Origin of the sequence: Flavobacterium sp. SORGH_AS_0622, assembly GCF_030818825.1 — a bacterium.
Classification (GTDB): Bacteria; Bacteroidota; Bacteroidia; order Flavobacteriales; family Flavobacteriaceae; genus Flavobacterium.
This window is the reverse complement of sequence record NZ_JAUTAX010000001.1, coordinates 2,476,871-2,494,324: the sequence shown is the minus strand read 5'-3', so window position 1 is coordinate 2,494,324 and position 17,454 is coordinate 2,476,871. Positions and strand designations below refer to the sequence as shown.

Below are 17,454 nucleotides of genomic sequence, written 5' to 3'. Positions count from 1 at the left end.
GGCAAGAAGACTGGTGTTGAATTCTAAATTGGAAAACTATTTTGCTTCTTGAAATTTTTGTAAAGATAATAATGCCTGTTTTTGAACTTTTTTCTGAAAAAATCCTGTCCATCCTAATAAATATCCTGTTGGGCCAAAAGCTTGTTTGGACCATTTCCAGACATCAAAATTATCAGTATGTTTAATGATTAAGCCGTCTTGAAAGATAAATTCGGCATAAATTTTATTAATAACCTTTCTGTTTGTTTTACTAAAATTGTATGTAGCAGTCCAATTGGCAGAACCTGTTGCATCGTCAGCTTTAACGTTCGAAAATTCAATTTTTAAATTTCCTTTACTTTTTAAAAGTAACATTTCCCACATTTTTGAAACCTGATCTTCTTTTAATAAACCAAATGCCGGATCAATAAAATGTACCTTCGGATGGTAGCATTCGCTCATGGTTTTGGCATCTGCATTTGCAAAAGCGGTATAGAATTTTGTAATTAAGGCTTCGTTTGCGTTCATAAGAAAATATTTAATGTTAAATATAAGATTTATTAGATTAAAAAATCATTATAGAACACTAATTTCTTTTGCTGTATCAAATGTTTTTTTGGATTTATCGAATGCTGTCGAAAAGTAGTTCATTTTATTATAAGCTGTAAAATAACCAGTTTGATTGCCAAAAGTTGTTGGACCGCCAGCAATTATAAACCTAACAGCATAAATATCATTCTTTTTAAGCTTAAGCCATTCAGCAGGCGTAAAGTAATAATAAGAAGTTGTCTTACCGTCTGTAGATTCTTTTACATTTTTGTCTGTACAGGCAATAACATCGGCATTGGCTAAATCTACATAAAGTCCACCGGCAATTCTAGCTTTGTCGTTTGCTGTTGCAACTGTGATTTTTAAAACACCACCTTTATCTGTTTTTGCTATTTGAATATTTACTTGCCCGGTGTAAGCATATTTTTCACATATAAAAGTGTATTCTTGCGTAGCAGGAAAAGGAGCAGAGCCTTTTACACTTATACTTTGCTGTGCTGCGGCAAAAGTTGAAACAAATAATAATAAGAGAAGCGGTAATTTAAAATTCATAATTTATATGTTTATTGATTGGCTAATTTAGCGTCAAATTTTTCATCCCAATCCATTGATTTTATAGCTGAAATAAGATTCTCGTCGTTTACAAATACTCGTAATTCTTTATTTGCAACTTTTTTACTGTACAAAGCATGGTAACGGTAAATGACTTCATCTTTGGTTTTGTAAACTCCGTCTAATTTTAAATCAATAAAGCTTCCGTAATATTGTCTAAATCTTTGGCAGGTTTTGGTTAAACGATCTTCCGTTGTATTTTCCATAACCGATTTAGTTACTTCAGTTTCATTAAAAGGTTTAAATTTTGAAGTGTTACAAGTTTCTAAAACTCTTTTTCCTAAATCATAGGCTTTTTGCTGCTGATTGGCATTTACTTCTGCTCCAGAAACTTTTTTAATTTTTAAATCTTCCGTATCTCTACTAACTGTTGCTGTTTTAGATTTACATCCAATTAATAATAACAAACATATAATCAATCCTGCTTTCTTCATAACTATTTAAGTAATTTTTAATAATAAGTTAGGATCGGGACAATTTTCTATATAAAAGTTAAGGTCTTTTGTGTTGCAGACACCTGGATAATCTCCCCAGTAATCTTCAATATTATGAATGATTTGAAAATGGACATGCGGCGCATAATCACCATTTACTGAGGCATTTCCTAAAGTGGCAATCTTTTCACCCTTTTTAAAATAGTCTCCGATATTTAAGTTTTCTATACTTTCTAACGACAAATGTCCGTATAAAGTATAAAATTTTTGATTTTCTACTTCATGTTCTAATATTATAGTAGGCCCGTAATCACCCAAGCCAATATTGTTTTTAAAACTATGAACTTTACCGTTTAGAGCTGCAAGAACAACGGTTCCTGCTTCTGCCCACAAATCTAGGCCAATATGTATATTGCGTTCTGGTTTAGAATCATTCAAAAAAATTGAGCTTCGCTGGTATAAAAAACGTCCCTCAATATAACCTCCAAATGCAACTTTAGCGTTATTTTCTCTTAGATAATTTGAAATGTATTTTTCAAAATCTTCTGATGTATCAAGTTTTGCTTCGACTAATTCTTTATTGAAAACCGACAAATTCAATGGCGTATATTCTGAAATCTTGATTGATTCGTCAATTACTTTAGTAGGTGGTAAGGCGTTTAAAATGGAGGCAAGGGGTTTCATAAAATTAAGCAACTTTTTTTATAATTATTAATTCATTGTGTACTTCAATGCGAGGCAGCATCTTGGTCATAAACAATTTTGGATTTACTTCTGAGATATATTTTCTGTTTCGAACATTGTGTGCTTCGTCAAGAATCATAGTATTAAACAAAACGTAGCCGTCATCTTTTAAAAGAGTACAAATTCTATCTACAAAAAACTTCTCAAACAAAAAGTTCGGCATGTGAGTATCTTCAAAAATGTCTATAATTATAAGATCGTATTTGTCTTTGGTTTTTAAAACAAACTCAAAAGCATCATCAATAACGAGTTCCAATTGTTTAATTTGATTCAGGTTAAAATACTCATTTGCAACTTGAATCATATCTGGATCTATTTCAACTCCAGTTATTCGGTCTTTATATTCAATTTCGTCTACTAATGTTTTTACTACGCTTCCGCCGGCAACTCCTAATAGTAAAATGTGATCCATTTTTAGAATCGTATCATAACCAATATTTCGAAGTCCATATCGCAATATACGCTGCAGGCTTCCATAAGAATAATTAGTGTTTTCAGAATCTAGTACTAACTCTCCATTTGCCCAGGTAACTTCAATAATTTTACTTCTGGCAGATTTCTTTTTATAAATTTTTATGGGAATTAAGTAACTAAAAAATTTTCGAATCATTTTGAATGCTTTTACTCAAATTTAGTATTAAATCTTTTATTTTGCACCAAATATTAGATCTTTAATGAAAAAACTCTTGTACAAATTCATATTTTTTAGGCTAATGGGCTGGAAAATAGTGGGAATGGAAAATGCCGAAGTGAAAAAATGTGTATTAATGGTAATGCCGCATACCAGCAATCATGATTTTTATATAGGAATTTTTACTCGTGGTATATCTGGACGACAGATGAATTGGGTAGGAAAGAAGGAATTATTTAAATTTCCGTTTGGATATTATTTTAAAAATGTTGGAGGAGAACCCTTAGACCGCACCGGCGGATTAAATAAAGTAGATTCTATTGCTGCAATTTTTGACAGAAAAGACGTTTTTCGTTTGGCAGTTGCACCAGAAGGAACACGAAAAGGAGTAAACGAAATTAAAACCGGTTTTTATTATATTGCGCTTAAAGCTAATGTGCCAATTGTTCCAGTAGCTTTTAACTGGGGTAAAAAAGAAGTGAGTTTTGGCAAACCATTTTTTCCAACTGGAAATTACGAAGCTGATTTTGAAATTTTGAAAAAACACTATAAAGGTGTTTTGGGTAAAATTCCCGAAAATGGCGTACAATTCTAAAATTCAACTAATTTTTCCAAACGCGTGAGAATCGCGTAAATGAAAATTATTTGTACGAATGTTCAAATATGCGATAATTTTTGAATTACGGCGAATAGGTTTTAAAAGTTCCGTTTTTATAGAAAAAGACAATTTTTTCAATTTCGTTATCTGCCACGTTTAAATTTGACGTTTTTGATTCCGTTGCATCCTTTGTTTTAGCTTTTTCATTTTCATCAAATTTTATTTCTGAAAATAAATCTTTTGACAAATTTTCATTCGAAATAGGTGAGATGATCTTAGTTTCAGAAATTACTACTTCATCATTTTTAGGAAAATTTCCTCTTCCAATCAAAATCCAATATAGGTCAACATCTGGAAAAACTTCTAAAATTTTCATCACAAAATCTAAACTTGGTTTGTTTCTGCCAGACAAAAGATGCGACATGCTAGATCTTTGTACACCAATCTTATCTGCAAATGCAGAGGCATTTAAACCATAATAATCTAATACAATCTCAAGCCTTTTTACGAAATCATCTATGTTTACCATTGTAAATTATTATTTTAAATTTGCTTATTTACAAATGTAAACAAAAAGAATAACTATCACAATTTTACAGTTGTAAATATTATATAAGTCTTGAATTTTATTAACTTATTACATTATATAAAGCATGATATTTAATTAATAAACAGTTATTTATGTTTAATTATTTAAAGTTGTGACATTTGTAAGCCAATTGTCTACAAGTGTGGATTAAATAACTCTGAAATATGTTTACATTTATAAATTTTCTTTCTTTTTAATAGTTTACAATTGTAAAAATAAAGATGTTTACTTTTGTAAACTAATCAAAACACAATGAATTTAGAAGCACTTTTTACCCAATACAAAGAAAAATCTATATCTGGAAGATATTTGACTTTAGATCATATTAAACCACTTTTGGATAAACTAAATACAAACAATCAAGTACAAATTATTGGAAAATCTGTTTTAGAAGAACCTATATATAGTTATCAAATTGGTACTGGACCAACCCGTGTTTATTTATGGTCGCAAATGCACGGAAACGAAAGCACCACAACAAAAGCTTTATTTGATTTCATTAATCTGCTAAATGATGAAACTGATTTTGCAAAGAGAATGCTCAATACTTTTACTTTTTACTGCATTCCTATATTGAATCCAGATGGCGCGAGATTATATACACGTGCAAATGCAAATGAAATTGACCTAAATCGTGATTCGCAAAATCTAACACAGCCAGAAAGCAATGTTCTGAGAGAAGTTTTCGAAAGCTTTAAACCTCATTATTGTTTTAACCTTCATGATCAGCGAACTATTTTTGGAGCTGGAACAACAGGAAAGCCGGCTACCGTTTCTTTTTTAGCACCATCCTATAATGAAGAGAGAGAAGTTAATGAAAATAGATTAAAAGCAATAAATATCATTGCAGGAATCAATAAAGAGCTTCAGAAATATATACCAGGGCAGGTAGGTCGCTTTGATGATTCCTTTAATATTAATTGTATTGGAGACACTTTTCAATTTTTAGGAGTTCCTACTATCTTATTTGAGGCAGGGCATTACCCAGGCGATTATGAAAGGGAAATTACTCGTAAATACATATTTTTCTCGTTAATTTTGAGCTTTAAATTAATTTCCGAAAACGATTTAGTTGATAATCGATTTGGTGAATATTTGAATATTTCACAAAATAATGTGGTTTTTTATGATTTTATGTATAAAAATGTCAAAATAAATTATGATGGTATCGAAATTATTACGAATTTTGTCGCACAATACAAAGAAGAATTAATCGAAAATAAGATTCATTTTAACGCTTACATAGTTGAAGTAGGTGAATTGGAAAATTATTTTGGACATTATGAATACGATGCAAAAGGGCAGGAATATTCGGATGATTTCACAAATTTTCCAAAAACGGGTCAGGAAGCAAATTTTTATTTAAATAAAAATGTTAAATTTGTTAACGGATTAATAAAAAGTTAATTTTTATGTGAATTTGTTGTTTTTTATATATAATTTTATACTTTGTAATAGCAATTAGTAATATTAATTAAACAATTATGAGTAAATTTCGTTTAGATGAAGTAGATCACCAGATTTTAGATATGTTAATAGACAATACGAGAGTTCCGTTTACTGACATTGCAAAAAAATTATTGATATCTGCTGGAACAGTACATGTTAGAGTAAAAAAGATGGAAGACGCAGGTATAATAATGGGTTCTTCTTTAGCCTTAGATTACGATAAATTAGGGTATTCATTTATTGCTTATGTAGGTGTATTTCTGAATAATACCTCTCAAACAAAATTTGTATTAGAGCGAATTAATCAAATTCCATTCGTTACTGTAGCTTCTGTAACAACTGGGAAATTTAATATTTTTTGCAAAATTAGAGCAAAAGATACTAAACACGCGAAAGAAGTTATCTTTATGATTGACGATATTGACGGTGTTTACAGAACAGAAACAATGATTTCACTAGAGGAAAGTATAAACGATAAGAAGCGTTTGATGCATACTATTTTCAAAAATATGTAAGAACTTTTCTTGAATGCTATATTAAAATATAACCTCAAGTTTATTCTTGGGGTTTTTTTATGACTAATTAACCAACCAACTATAACACGATTATGTATACGTTGCCAAAAATTGAACGTTTTAATCAAGACGTTCTCTCAAAATACCACATCTATAATAGTGTTTTTATAACATTACCATTCGATTCTATAGATAATACGGGAGTTTTACTTCCTTTATTTACAGAGACTTGCGAAACGGGTTTTAAAAAACAGGAAACACCAAAAGAAATTTTTGATTTTTTCTCTAGTAAATTTCTGAACAACGCTTCAGAAACTGAGAAAATCGATTTAATGTTTCGATTTATCCAATACATAGAGCGTCAAATTGTATTATTTGATGCTATTGAAGATGCAGCTTTTCCTGAGGTTAACAATATGGAGGGACGCGGATCTTTGCGTGATATTAAAGAAAAATCAGATGCAAAGGAAAAAGATGATGAACTAATTGAATTTTTAGAAAGCTTTAATGTTCGTACTGTTTTAACAGCGCATCCAACTCAATTTTATCCTGGACCAGTTTTAGGAATTATAAATGATTTGACAGAAGCAATTCGTCAAAACGATTTATTGCAGATCAAACAATTGTTAGCTCAATTAGGAAAAACACCATTTATTCAAAACGAAAAACCAAATCCGTATGATGAAGCGGTAAGTTTGATATGGTATTTAGAAAATGTGTTTTATGCCACAGCTGGTGAAATTGTACATTATCTACAAAAAAATATTAAAGAAGGCGAGCCAATCCATAATCAACTAATCAAACTTGGTTTCTGGCCAGGAGGTGACCGTGACGGAAATCCTTTTGTAACTACAGAGATTACGCTTAAAGTTGCAGATCGTTTACGTACTTCAATTTTAAAGTGTTATTATGTTGAAATGAGAAATTTAAAACGTAAGTTAACTTTCTCTGGTGTAGACACTTTGGTGGCTGAACTTGAACATAAGCTTTACCGTTCTGTGTTCTATTCTAAAGGTGAAATTTTCATCACTTTAGAAGAATTATTGACGCAGTTAAATACTATTAGAACTATAATTATTGAAAAACATCAGTCATTATATTTAGATGAATTAGAAGCGTTTTTAGTTAAAATCAATTTGTTTGGTTTCCATTTTGCAACTTTAGATATTCGTCAAAATAGTAAAATTCATAACGCAGTATTTAAGGATGTCGTGAATTATTACTTGAATTCTGGTTCTACTATTTTTCCAAATAATTATTTTGAATTAACTGAGGAGCAAAAAATTGATGTTTTATCTAAAATCAAAGGCAATTTAAATCCGAGTGATTTTGAAGATGAAATCACCAGATCTACTTTAGAATCTGTTCAGGCCATTAAAACTATCCAAGCCAATAATGGAGAAGAAGGTGCTAATCGTTACATTATTAGTAATAATGAAAGTGCATTAAACGTAATGGAAACTTTCGCAATGATTCGCTTGAACAATTGGGAAAATCCTACGGTTGATATTATTCCGCTTTTTGAATCTGTTGATGATTTGCAAAACGCTCATTCAATAATGGAGCAGTTATATACAAATGCTGAATATTCTAAACATTTAAAATCTAGAGGAAATAAACAAACTATAATGCTTGGTTTCTCTGACGGAACGAAAGATGGCGGTTATTTAATGGCGAACTGGAGTATTTATCAAGCTAAAATTGCCTTGACTGAAATTTCTAGAAAATACGGCATTAAAGTTATTTTCTTTGATGGACGCGGCGGGCCTCCAGCGCGTGGTGGTGGAAAAACTCATAAATTCTATGCTTCTCTAGGTCCAAAGATTGAAAATAACGAAATTCAAATTACAGTTCAAGGTCAAACAATTAGTTCTAATTTCGGAACTCTTGATTCTTGCCGTTATAATATTGAGAATTTATTAAGTGCCGGCGTTACAAATCAGGTTTTCAGTAAAGGAAAAAATGAGCTTACAGCTGAAGAAACTGAAATTTTGACGCAGTTAGCTAATTTGGGTTATGATAAATATTTAAGTTTTAAGAATCATCCAAAGTTTATTCCTTATTTGGAAAAAATGAGTACGTTGAAATACTATTCTAAAACTAATATTGGCAGCCGCCCATCGAAAAGAAGTAAATCAGAATCGTTAGATTTTGCTGATCTAAGAGCAATTCCATTTGTTGGATCTTGGAGTCAACTGAAACAAAACGTTCCTGGATTCTTTGGAGTTGGTTCAGCTTTAAAACATTTTGAAGAGAGCGGGCAGTGGGATAAAGTAAGTGATTTGTATCATAATTCATTATTTTTCAAAACTTTACTTGAAAACAGTATGATGTCATTGGCAAAATCATTTTTACCATTAACAGCGTATATGAGAAAAGATCCTGAGTTCGGTGAATTCTGGCAGATTATTTATGATGAATTCTCAGAAACAAAAAGACTTTTATTGAAAATTGCTGATCATAAAACGTTAATGGAAAATTATCCTGACGGTATAGCTTCGATTCAAATAAGAGAGCGTATTGTATTGCCATTATTAACAATCCAACAATATGCTTTGCTTAGAATCAATGAGTTAAATAAAGAAGAGTCACCAAATGAAGAGTTGATCAAAGTTTACGAAAAAGTGGTAACTAGATCTCTTTTCGGGAACACTAATGCAAGTAGAAACTCGGCTTAAAACTGAGTTTCTAATATAATTTTAAAAAATGAAAGTAAGCGATATATTAGAAAATGAGTATGCAGGACATTTTGGTACTTATATCAAACAAGCCGGCGATGGAATATTGATAGAAGAGTTAGAAATTTCTCTTCACGAATTTATCAGGTTTGTTCAAAATATTCCGATGGATAAATTTGATTATCGTTATGCTCCAGGCAAATGGACGATTAAAGATATTATCCAGCATGTTATGGATACTGAGCGTATTTTTGCTTATCGTGCATTGCGATTTTCAAGAAATGATAAAACGCCTCTTCCTAGTTTTGAAGAAGATAACTATGCAAATAACACCAATTCAAATAGTCGAAGCATACAAGATTTGTTAACAGAATTTTCAGCTCTAAGACACTCAACTTTATTATTTTACAAAAGCTTATCTGAAGAACAACTTAAAAGAATTGGTACAGCTTCTGGAAATCAAATTTCAGTTCGGGCTTTAGGTTTTGTTATGATTGGACATCAAAAACATCATCAAAAAGTTTTTGAAGAAAGATATTTGTAAACCTTCCAAAATAAAAAATCCTGTGAAATATTTCACAGGATTTTTTATTTATACGATTTGATTTTTCCTTTCTAAAAAAGCCAATCCAAAACGAATTTTATCATAAGACATTTTTTCTTCAAAATATTCGTAGTAAGGTCTCAATGCCTCAGGCTTTTCTAATTCAATCTGAGCTTTTTCAATTTTTAAGATTTCGTCTTCTGAAACGAATTGACTCAAATCTATGTCATTCCCGTCAACATACAGTTTAGCTAAATGAGAAATTATAGTAGTTTCTCCTAAATTTCGTTGCCCGGCAATTTCTTCGACAGAAAGTCCATTTTGAAATAATTCTAATGTTTTAGCATAAGTGCTTTCTTTTTTATCTTTTTTGACAACAGATTTATTCTTGTAAAATTCAATTATAGTCTTAATAAATTCTGAACCATATTTTTCAAGTTTAGCTTTACCGACACCTTCAACAGCAAGAAAATCTTCATCTGTCATGGGTCTTAAAATTTCCATCTGTCTTAAAGAGGCATCACTAAAAATTACATATGCAGGAACTTCTTCTTCCTTTGCAATTTCATAGCGTAATTTTCGAAGTGTTTCAAAAAGAGAATTCTTAGCAATCTTTGTTTTCGTTTCTTTAATTTCAGATTTATCGATAACTTTTTTAACAACAGTTGTCAATTTTACTTTTTCGCCTTCAAACAAAACTTTCTTTGCAAAAGGAGTAAGGAGTATTTTATTGTGTTGATGAAAAGCAATTTCGCAATATCCTAAATTAATAAGCTGAATTAAATACTGATTCCAGTCGTACCAAGAAATGTCATCGCCAATTCCGTACGTTTTTAGCGTTTGATAATTTTTTTCGTAGATATACGCGTTTCTCGAGCCTCGTAAAAAATCTACAATCACTGCCAAAGGCTCAGATTCCTTTAAACGGGTAATTGCAGATAAAGCTTTTTGCGCTAAAACGGTTCCATCAAAGAAAGTTGGCGGATTTTTACAGATATCGCAATTACCACAATTTTCAGTTACCAATTCACCAAAATAAGAAAGCAATATTTTTCTGCGGCAGCTTACAGCATCAGCATATTGTTTCATACGGTCTAATTTAGCCAGCTGGATATCAGCATTTAGTCCATCTGAAGCAAATTTTTGAAGTTGAATTACATCTGCATAACTTTCGAATAAAACAGTTTCTGCCGGAAGACCATCGCGGCCCGCACGCCCAATTTCCTGGTAATAACCTTCAATGTTTTTTGGGAGATTGTAATGAATTACCCATCGAACATTCGATTTATCAATTCCCATCCCGAATGCAATAGTCGCACACACGACCTGACAATCGTCGTTTATAAACTGATCCTGCGTTTTGGCTCTCGTTTCATTATCTAAACCAGCATGATATGCTTTTGCCGTAATACCGCTTTTCTTTAATTTCTCGGCTAATTCTTCGGTGGTCTTGCGGCTTAAGCAATAGATAATTCCAGATTCATTTGGTTTATTTTCAATGAAATCGATAATTTGTTTCACACGATCTAATGCTGGTCGCACTTCTAAACTCAAATTTTTACGATCAAAAGAAGCTATAAAAGTTTTTGGTCTTACTAAATTTAACTGCTTTGTAATATCCGTACGAGTTGCTTTATCTGCTGTAGCAGTCAATGCTAAAACAGGAGTAGAAGGGAAGCGGCTTTTTAAATATCCTAAATTTGTATAAGCCGGTCTAAAATCATGACCCCAAGAGGAAATACAATGTGCTTCATCAATAGCTATTAAGCTGATATTTAACTCATTGAAAGCAACTTCTAAATAAGAGAGACTTTCGGGAGCAATGTAAACTAATTTAAAAGTATTAGATTTTAAATTGTCTATATAATATTGCTGTTCTTGTGCAGATTGTGAACTGTTTATGTAACAAGCTGAAATTCCGTTTGTTTTCAAACTATCAACCTGATCTTTCATTAATGCAATTAGAGGAGAAATTACAATTGTAATTCCTGGTAAAATTAAGGCAGGAAGCTGAAAACATATTGATTTACCACCTCCTGTAGGCATAATAGCCAAAGCATCTTGTCCAGATAAAATGGTATTTATAATAGTTTCTTGATTGGGTCTGAATTTTTCAAAACCAAAATTCTCTTTTAATGCAGTATGTAATATTTCTGAAGTCATAGGGCGCATAATCTTTTAAATAAAAGATTAAAAATAAAAATAATCTTACAAAAATCAAAAATATAAATTTCGTCTAATCGTGTTAATTGTACTTATAAAAAAAGGAACTCATATAGAGTTCCTCTTATTTATTTTAAAGAAATGAATTAATCTTCATCTTCTTCATCCTCTTCGTCATAATCAGTATCTGCTTTGTCATCATCATCTTCATCGTCGTCGTCCCCGCCGTCTACATCAGGTTTGTCTTGATTATCATCTTCGTCATCATCGTCAATATCATCATCAAGATCCATTCCTTTAACTGGAACGATTGTATCTACATCAACATCAATATCATCATCTTCATCGTAGTTTTCAATTCTATCAGCAAGTTTAGTACTAATTTTTACTAAATAAATGGTGTCTTCTGTTCGAACTTCAACAGCTTCAACCAATTCGTTTTTAGCATTTCTAAAACGGATTACATCCGAATCATCATAACCATCAGGAAATTTCTCAACCAAAAGGTTTAAAATTTCATTGGTAAGTTTAGCGTAGTCTACTATAACTCTTTTCATAAATTATTTTATAAATCTAATAAATATGCGAAAATTAACGGAGCAACAATTGTAGCATCCGATTCAATAATAAATTTAGGGGTTTTGATATCTAACTTACCCCAAGTGATTTTTTCATTTGGAACCGCTCCAGAATAAGAACCATAACTAGTTGTTGAATCTGAAATCTGGCAGAAATAGCTCCAGAATGGAACATCATGCATTTCCATATCTTGGTAAAGCATTGGCACCACACAGATAGGAAAGTCACCAGCAATACCACCACCAATTTGGAAGAATCCGATTCCGTTAGAGCTGTTTTTAGAATACCAATCTGCTAAGAAAGTCATGTATTCGATTCCAGATTTCATGGTAGATGCTTTCAAATCTCCTTTAATTACGTATGAAGCAAAGATGTTACCCATAGTACTATCTTCCCATCCTGGTACGATAATAGGTAAGTTTTTCTCTGCAGCTGCATACATCCAGCTATCTTTTAAATCAATTTCGTAATATTCTTCTAAAACGCCAGATAACAACATTTTATACATGAATTCATGCGGAAAATAACGTTCTCCCTTATCATCTGCATCTTTCCAAATTTTGTAAATGTGTTTTTGTAAACGACGGAAAGCTTCATGCTCAGGAATACAAGTGTCTGTAACACGATTTAATCCTCTTTCTAGCAAAGCCCATTCGTCTTCTGGTGTAAGATCACGGTAATTTGGTACTCTTTCATAATGAGAATGAGCAACTAAATTCATGATATCTTCTTCTAGATTTGCACCGGTACATGAAATGATATGTACTTTGTCTTGTCTGATTACTTCTGCAAAAATTTTACCAATTTCTGCTGTACTCATTGCGCCAGCCATACTCACAAGCATCTTTGCACCATCTGCTAATTGCTGCTCGTATGCTTTTGCAGCATCTACTAATGAAGCAGAATTAAAATGCAAATAATGTTTTTCAATAAACTGACTGATTGGTCCTTTCATTTTTTTTTGTTTTTTTTTGAATTAAAAAGTTTAACCTTTTTGGATGTTAATGCAAATTAAGAATTTTCTAAATACTAATCTTACTTAATTTGACGTTTTTTATAACTTTTTTTTGTAGCCTAAAATCTTCAATACATCGTCTGAAGTCTGTTGTTCTGAAAAAACTTCTGTTGCCAGAATACCGTTTTCATCACGATCTATCAAAATATGTTTCGGCTGCGGAATCAAACAGTGGTGAAGACCACCATATCCTCCGATTGTTTCTTGATAAGCGCCAGTATTAAAGAAACCAATATATAATGGTTTTTCTTTATTGTACTTAGGAAGATAAATTGCGTTCATGTTTTGCTCAGAATTGTAATAGTCGTCACTATCACAAGTCAGACCCCCTAACAGAACCCGCTCGTAAGTATCATTCCAGCGATTTACCGCCAGCATGATAAAACGTTTGTTTATAGCCCAAGTATCTGGTAAAGTGGTAATGAAAGATGAGTCGATCATATTCCATTTTTCTCTATCATTTTGTTGTTTTTGATACAAAATCTGATAGATTGCACCACCGCTTTCGCCTACAGTAAATGATCCAAATTCCGTAAAAATATTTGGAACATCAACTTCAGCTTCATCACAAGCAATTTTAATTTGATTGATAATTTCATCAATCATATATTGATAATCATATTCAAAAGCAAGCGAATTCTTAATTGGGAAACCACCGCCGATGTTTAATCCATCTAGAGTAGGGCATTCCTTTTTAAGAGCAATGTATACTTTAATACATTTTACAAGCTCATTCCAATAATATGATGTATCGTTAATTCCAGTATTGATAAAAAAGTGAAGCATTTTAAGCTCTAATTTATCATTCTCCTGAATTTGTTTTTTATAAAAAGAAACTATGTTTTTGTAACCAATTCCTAGTCTTGAAGTATAAAACTCGAACTTAGGTTCTTCCTCAGCAGCAATACGGATTCCAATTTTGAATTTCCCTTTAATTTCTGTCTGAAGCAAATCTAATTCCTCATAATTATCAATAATTGGAATAGTATTTTTATGTCCGTTATTGATTAATCTAGCAATATTAGAAATGTATTCGTCTCTCTTAAAACCATTACAAATTACATAAGTACTTTTGTTAATTTTTCCGTTTTCTAATAAATTCTCAACAATATTTACATCAAATGCAGACGATGTCTCGATGTGAATGTTATTCTTGAAAGCTTCATTCATAATATATTCAAAATGAGAGCTTTTTGTACAATAACAATAGTAATATTTTGCTTCGTACTTATTTTTTTCCATCGACTTTCTGAACCAGGCTTTTGCCTTATTGATATTTTCAGAAATTTGAGGAAGGTAAGTAAACTTTAATGGCGTGCCATATTGTTCAACCAATTTCATCAAATCGATATTGTGAAATAAAAGGTTGTCTTTGTTTAGTTTAAATTCCTCTTGTGGAAAATAGTATGTTTGATTTATTAGATCAGAATATTTTGTATTCATTTATATGTCAATATTTTAGAGAGTGAAATTTTGTTTTTAATTTAGATGTTTTTAGAACTAAATCTTAAATTCAAACTCTAATATTGGCAAATATAATAGGCAGTTTTTCGTGCTCGGCTTTTGAACATTGGAAAACATCAAAACAAAGCGGGCTTTTACTATTATAAAAACGGTTCAACATTCTAAGTAAAGAACTGTTGAGACGGTTTCTATAAGAACTGAATTGTCTTTGTTTACTGTTTGTTTTCATCGTGGCAAATGTAAAAAATAATATATACCTAACGCAATGCTTTTGATTAAAAAAAGTTTAAGATTTATAATCTTGAAACGCGTCTAGAATTAATTTATTTTCAACGGATTGGTTAATTTTTATTTTTCCTATTCCTTCAATCAATGCAAATTGAATTGCGCCGTATTCATTTTTTTTGTCATGAATCAGTAATTCTAAGATCGGATCAATGTCATTTTCTTCAAAAATCACATCATCATAAATACCTTTAATTACCGTTTTGATTTCTCTGTATTCTTCTTCTGAAATTAAATTTTTATGCAGTGAAATATAACTTTCCAAGATCATTCCAACAGCTATAGCTTCTCCGTGCAGTAAAGTTGTTTTAGTATCGCTTTCTAAAAAATAGCTTTCTATGGCGTGTCCTAAAGTATGTCCAAAATTTAAGGCTTTACGAATGTTTTTCTCTGTTGGATCCTGAATTACGATTTCATTTTTGATTTCTACTGAACGGTAAATTAATTCGTCCAGATCATCAAAAATAATTGATTTTAAGTCTGAGAACTGTCTCCAATAAGGTGCATCGAAAATCAAACCGTGTTTTAGCATTTCAGCCAAACCAGAACGCATTTCGCTTTGCGGTAAAGTTTCAAGATATTGTGTATCTATTAAAACCATCTGCGGTACATTAATTACACCGATTTGGTTTTTAAGATTTCCTAAGTCAACACCTGTTTTTCCTCCAACAGAAGCATCAACCATAGATAATAAAGTAGTAGGGATATTTATAAAATCTAAACCTCTTTTGAAAGTAGACGCAACAAAGCCGCCTAAATCTGTTACAACACCACCTCCTAGATTAATTACAAGTGATTTTCTGTCACCTCCAAGTTCGGTTAAAATATTCCAGATTTCAATACAAGTTTCTATATTTTTATTGGCTTCACCAGCCTCAAATTCTATAATTTCAATTGTCAAATCTGTTTCAAGAAGGGGAATAAATTTATGCAGGCAATGTTCATTAGTTTGATCATCAACAATTATAAATATGTTAGAGTATTTATTTTCTCTTAAATGTTTATTTAAAGCTTCGTATGCATTTTGGTTAAAATGAACGAAATAATTATTGGCTTGAATAGATTGCATAATTCTTTAGTTAATTGAAACCGCAAAATAAGGCATTTTTAAGGAAATAATATTCAAACTTTACTGCTAATTTGTTTTAAAACGAATCATTCTAATTAACGGAGAGAGGCATATATTTTCTTTTTAATAGAAAGTAGCACGACATATTAAAATTTTACTTTCTAATTTGTCATATATAATAATCTCATTAACAATTTGAAAAAATATGATCGCATTTAGTAAATAATATTCAAAACACTCTATATCTTTGCACAAAAACTAAACTTAATGGAAAAAATATTCGATAACACTCAAGTTGCTTTTTCACTTAAAAGTGATACCGAACTTGATAGGGCTTATTTTCTTTTTAAAATGATTGACAGCGAGCCTTTAGTACGTATAGGAACGGCTGTTACTAATTTTGCAATCAAAGCACATCTTCCTGTTGAAGGACTGATTCGTGCAACTGTTTTTGATCATTTTTGTGGCGGTGTAAACGAAAATGACTGCTTAACTGTAGTTGATAAAATGTTTACCAAAGGTGTTTCTTCTGTATTAGATTATTCAGTTGAAGGAAAAGAAGAAGAAGAGCAGTTTGATGCAGCTTTGGAAATGACCTTAAAAACTATTGAATTTGCAAAAGAACGTTTAGCGATTCCGTTTGCAGTATTTAAACCAACTGGTTTAGGACGTTTTGAATTGTATGAGAAATTAGGCGAAAAACAAACTTTAACTCCAGCAGAACAAGAGGAGTGGAACAGAGTAGTTTCTCGTTTTGACCAAGTTTGCAGCGAAGCTCATAAAAAAGATGTAGCACTATTGATTGATGGTGAAGAAAGCTGGATGCAGGATGCTGCAGATGATTTAGTTACAGATATGATGCGTAAATACAATAAAGAAAAAGCTATTGTATTTAATACTTTACAAATGTACCGTTGGGATCGTTTGGATTACTTGAAAAAGCTTCATGATATTGCTAAAGTTGAAGGTTTCTATATCGGAATGAAGTTAGTTCGCGGCGCGTACATGGAAAAAGAAAACAAACGTGCTGAAGAAAAAGGATATGTTTCGCCAATTTGTGTTTCTAAACAAGCTACAGATGATAATTATGATGCTGCTGTAAATTATATGTTAGATCATTTGGATACTATGGCTATTTTTGCAGGAACACATAATGAATTGAGCTCATACAAGTTAATGGAAATGATGGCTCAAAAAGGAATTGCAAAAAATGATAATAGAATCTGGTTTGGGCAATTATACGGAATGAGCGATAATATTAGCTACAACTTAGCTGAAAACGGTTATAATGTAGCAAAATATCTGCCTTTTGGTCCCGTGAAAGATGTTATGCCATACTTAATTCGTCGTGCAGAAGAAAATACTTCTGTTGCTGGACAAACGAGCCGTGAGTTATCTATGATTAAAGCAGAACGTAAACGTAGAAAAGGGAAATAATTTTCAGTTTTCAGTCTCGTTTTACAGTTTACATATTAAAAAGGTTCCAACTAAAATTGGAACCTTTTTAATTCGTATTAAACCCGACAGGTTTTAAAAACCTGTCGGGTTTGCTGGAGA

17 protein-coding genes are annotated in these 17,454 nt (G+C 31.4%); 6 read left to right on the top strand and 11 right to left on the bottom strand.

Translation table 11 applies throughout. The features are described from left to right. Window positions 1–36: 36 nt before the first annotated feature. From QE431_RS10865 to QE431_RS10845, 5 genes are read right to left on the bottom strand one after another with little or no spacing between them, the layout of a single operon-like run. Window positions 37–507, bottom strand: a complete 471-nt coding sequence (locus QE431_RS10865) for a nuclear transport factor 2 family protein (RefSeq protein WP_134141227.1) — start codon at window positions 505–507, stop codon at window positions 37–39. Between the two features lie 48 nt (window positions 508–555). Next, window positions 556–1,080, bottom strand: coding sequence for a hypothetical protein (locus tag QE431_RS10860; RefSeq protein ID WP_057117925.1), 525 nt, complete (start codon window positions 1,078–1,080; stop codon window positions 556–558). A gap of 11 nt (window positions 1,081–1,091) precedes the next feature. Then, a complete protein-coding gene (locus tag QE431_RS10855; RefSeq protein ID WP_307295665.1) occupies window positions 1,092–1,574 on the bottom strand; it encodes a hypothetical protein in 483 nt (160 codons plus the stop codon). A gap of 6 nt (window positions 1,575–1,580) precedes the next feature. After that, window positions 1,581–2,258 carry a peptidoglycan DD-metalloendopeptidase family protein gene (locus QE431_RS10850; protein ID WP_057117927.1) on the bottom strand — a complete coding sequence of 226 codons (678 nt, stop codon included), beginning with the start codon at window positions 2,256–2,258 and terminating at the stop codon, window positions 1,581–1,583. A gap of 4 nt (window positions 2,259–2,262) precedes the next feature. Further along, window positions 2,263–2,928 carry a spermidine synthase gene (locus tag QE431_RS10845; protein WP_057117928.1) on the bottom strand — a complete coding sequence of 222 codons (666 nt, stop codon included), beginning with the start codon at window positions 2,926–2,928 and terminating at the stop codon, window positions 2,263–2,265. 64 nt (window positions 2,929–2,992) lie between these two features. Here QE431_RS10845 and QE431_RS10840 point away from each other — a divergent pair, with 64 nt between their 5' ends. After that, complete coding sequence (locus tag QE431_RS10840) at window positions 2,993–3,544, top strand: 1-acyl-sn-glycerol-3-phosphate acyltransferase (protein ID WP_307295660.1); 552 nt, start codon at window positions 2,993–2,995, stop codon at window positions 3,542–3,544. An 85-nt stretch (window positions 3,545–3,629) separates the two neighbouring features. Here the strand turns inward: QE431_RS10840 and QE431_RS10835 are convergent, their stop codons facing one another. Then, window positions 3,630–4,076, bottom strand: coding sequence for a helix-turn-helix transcriptional regulator (locus QE431_RS10835; protein WP_057117930.1), 447 nt, complete (start codon window positions 4,074–4,076; stop codon window positions 3,630–3,632). A 312-nt stretch (window positions 4,077–4,388) separates the two neighbouring features. On the opposite strand from QE431_RS10835, the gene QE431_RS10830 reads away from it, so the two are divergent. The 4 genes from QE431_RS10830 (at window position 4,389) to QE431_RS10815 (ending at window position 9,322) form a co-directional block, all read left to right on the top strand. After that, window positions 4,389–5,543 carry a M14 metallopeptidase family protein gene (locus tag QE431_RS10830; protein ID WP_307295659.1) on the top strand — a complete coding sequence of 385 codons (1,155 nt, stop codon included), beginning with the start codon at window positions 4,389–4,391 and terminating at the stop codon, window positions 5,541–5,543. A 77-nt stretch (window positions 5,544–5,620) separates the two neighbouring features. After that, a complete protein-coding gene (locus tag QE431_RS10825) occupies window positions 5,621–6,100 on the top strand; it encodes an Lrp/AsnC family transcriptional regulator (RefSeq protein ID WP_008468989.1) in 480 nt (159 codons plus the stop codon). Between the two features lie 92 nt (window positions 6,101–6,192). Further along, window positions 6,193–8,778, top strand: a complete 2,586-nt coding sequence (locus QE431_RS10820; protein ID WP_057117932.1) for a phosphoenolpyruvate carboxylase — start codon at window positions 6,193–6,195, stop codon at window positions 8,776–8,778. A 28-nt stretch (window positions 8,779–8,806) separates the two neighbouring features. Continuing rightward, window positions 8,807–9,322: a DinB family protein gene (locus QE431_RS10815; RefSeq protein WP_307295616.1), complete on the top strand. Its 516-nt coding sequence runs from the start codon at window positions 8,807–8,809 to the stop codon at window positions 9,320–9,322. A 48-nt stretch (window positions 9,323–9,370) separates the two neighbouring features. Here the strand turns inward: QE431_RS10815 and recQ are convergent, their stop codons facing one another. The 5 genes from recQ to aroB form a co-directional block, all read right to left on the bottom strand. Then, the gene (gene recQ / locus QE431_RS10810) at window positions 9,371–11,485 is read right to left on the bottom strand and encodes a DNA helicase RecQ (RefSeq protein WP_307295614.1); all 2,115 of its coding nucleotides are present in this window, start codon (window positions 11,483–11,485) and stop codon (window positions 9,371–9,373) included. A gap of 146 nt (window positions 11,486–11,631) precedes the next feature. Continuing rightward, entirely contained in the window at window positions 11,632–12,042 is a 411-nt protein-coding gene (locus QE431_RS10805; protein ID WP_134141247.1) for a DNA primase, read from the bottom strand. Between the two features lie 8 nt (window positions 12,043–12,050). Next, complete coding sequence (locus tag QE431_RS10800) at window positions 12,051–13,019, bottom strand: deoxyhypusine synthase family protein (protein ID WP_057117936.1); 969 nt, start codon at window positions 13,017–13,019, stop codon at window positions 12,051–12,053. Between the two features lie 99 nt (window positions 13,020–13,118). Beyond that, the gene (locus QE431_RS10795; RefSeq protein ID WP_281865664.1) at window positions 13,119–14,522 is read right to left on the bottom strand and encodes an arginine decarboxylase; all 1,404 of its coding nucleotides are present in this window, start codon (window positions 14,520–14,522) and stop codon (window positions 13,119–13,121) included. A 307-nt stretch (window positions 14,523–14,829) separates the two neighbouring features. Further along, window positions 14,830–15,897: a 3-dehydroquinate synthase gene (gene aroB, locus QE431_RS10790; RefSeq protein ID WP_307295606.1), complete on the bottom strand. Its 1,068-nt coding sequence runs from the start codon at window positions 15,895–15,897 to the stop codon at window positions 14,830–14,832. A 267-nt stretch (window positions 15,898–16,164) separates the two neighbouring features. On the opposite strand from aroB, the gene QE431_RS10785 reads away from it, so the two are divergent. Continuing rightward, complete coding sequence (locus tag QE431_RS10785) at window positions 16,165–17,334, top strand: proline dehydrogenase family protein (RefSeq protein WP_281865662.1); 1,170 nt, start codon at window positions 16,165–16,167, stop codon at window positions 17,332–17,334. Window positions 17,335–17,454: the final 120 nt, after the last annotated feature.

Bases quoted from the DNA above. Each gene is read 5' to 3' on its own strand.
- QE431_RS10865 (WP_134141227.1), bottom strand. From the start codon at position 507: ATGAACGCAAACGAAGCCTTAATTACAAAATTCTATACCGCTTTTGCA.
- QE431_RS10860 (WP_057117925.1), bottom strand. From the start codon at position 1,080: ATGAATTTTAAATTACCGCTTCTCTTATTATTATTTGTTTCAACTTTT.
- QE431_RS10855 (WP_307295665.1), bottom strand. From the start codon at position 1,574: ATGAAGAAAGCAGGATTGATTATATGTTTGTTATTATTAATTGGATGT.
- QE431_RS10850 (WP_057117927.1), bottom strand. From the start codon at position 2,258: ATGAAACCCCTTGCCTCCATTTTAAACGCCTTACCACCTACTAAAGTA.
- QE431_RS10845 (WP_057117928.1), bottom strand. From the start codon at position 2,928: ATGATTCGAAAATTTTTTAGTTACTTAATTCCCATAAAAATTTATAAA.
- QE431_RS10840 (WP_307295660.1), top strand. From the start codon at position 2,993: ATGAAAAAACTCTTGTACAAATTCATATTTTTTAGGCTAATGGGCTGG.
- QE431_RS10835 (WP_057117930.1), bottom strand. From the start codon at position 4,076: ATGGTAAACATAGATGATTTCGTAAAAAGGCTTGAGATTGTATTAGAT.
- QE431_RS10830 (WP_307295659.1), top strand. From the start codon at position 4,389: ATGAATTTAGAAGCACTTTTTACCCAATACAAAGAAAAATCTATATCT.
- QE431_RS10825 (WP_008468989.1), top strand. From the start codon at position 5,621: ATGAGTAAATTTCGTTTAGATGAAGTAGATCACCAGATTTTAGATATG.
- QE431_RS10820 (WP_057117932.1), top strand. From the start codon at position 6,193: ATGTATACGTTGCCAAAAATTGAACGTTTTAATCAAGACGTTCTCTCA.
- QE431_RS10815 (WP_307295616.1), top strand. From the start codon at position 8,807: ATGAAAGTAAGCGATATATTAGAAAATGAGTATGCAGGACATTTTGGT.
- recQ (WP_307295614.1), bottom strand. From the start codon at position 11,485: ATGACTTCAGAAATATTACATACTGCATTAAAAGAGAATTTTGGTTTT.
- QE431_RS10805 (WP_134141247.1), bottom strand. From the start codon at position 12,042: ATGAAAAGAGTTATAGTAGACTACGCTAAACTTACCAATGAAATTTTA.
- QE431_RS10800 (WP_057117936.1), bottom strand. From the start codon at position 13,019: ATGAAAGGACCAATCAGTCAGTTTATTGAAAAACATTATTTGCATTTT.
- QE431_RS10795 (WP_281865664.1), bottom strand. From the start codon at position 14,522: ATGAATACAAAATATTCTGATCTAATAAATCAAACATACTATTTTCCA.
- aroB (WP_307295606.1), bottom strand. From the start codon at position 15,897: ATGCAATCTATTCAAGCCAATAATTATTTCGTTCATTTTAACCAAAAT.
- QE431_RS10785 (WP_281865662.1), top strand. From the start codon at position 16,165: ATGGAAAAAATATTCGATAACACTCAAGTTGCTTTTTCACTTAAAAGT.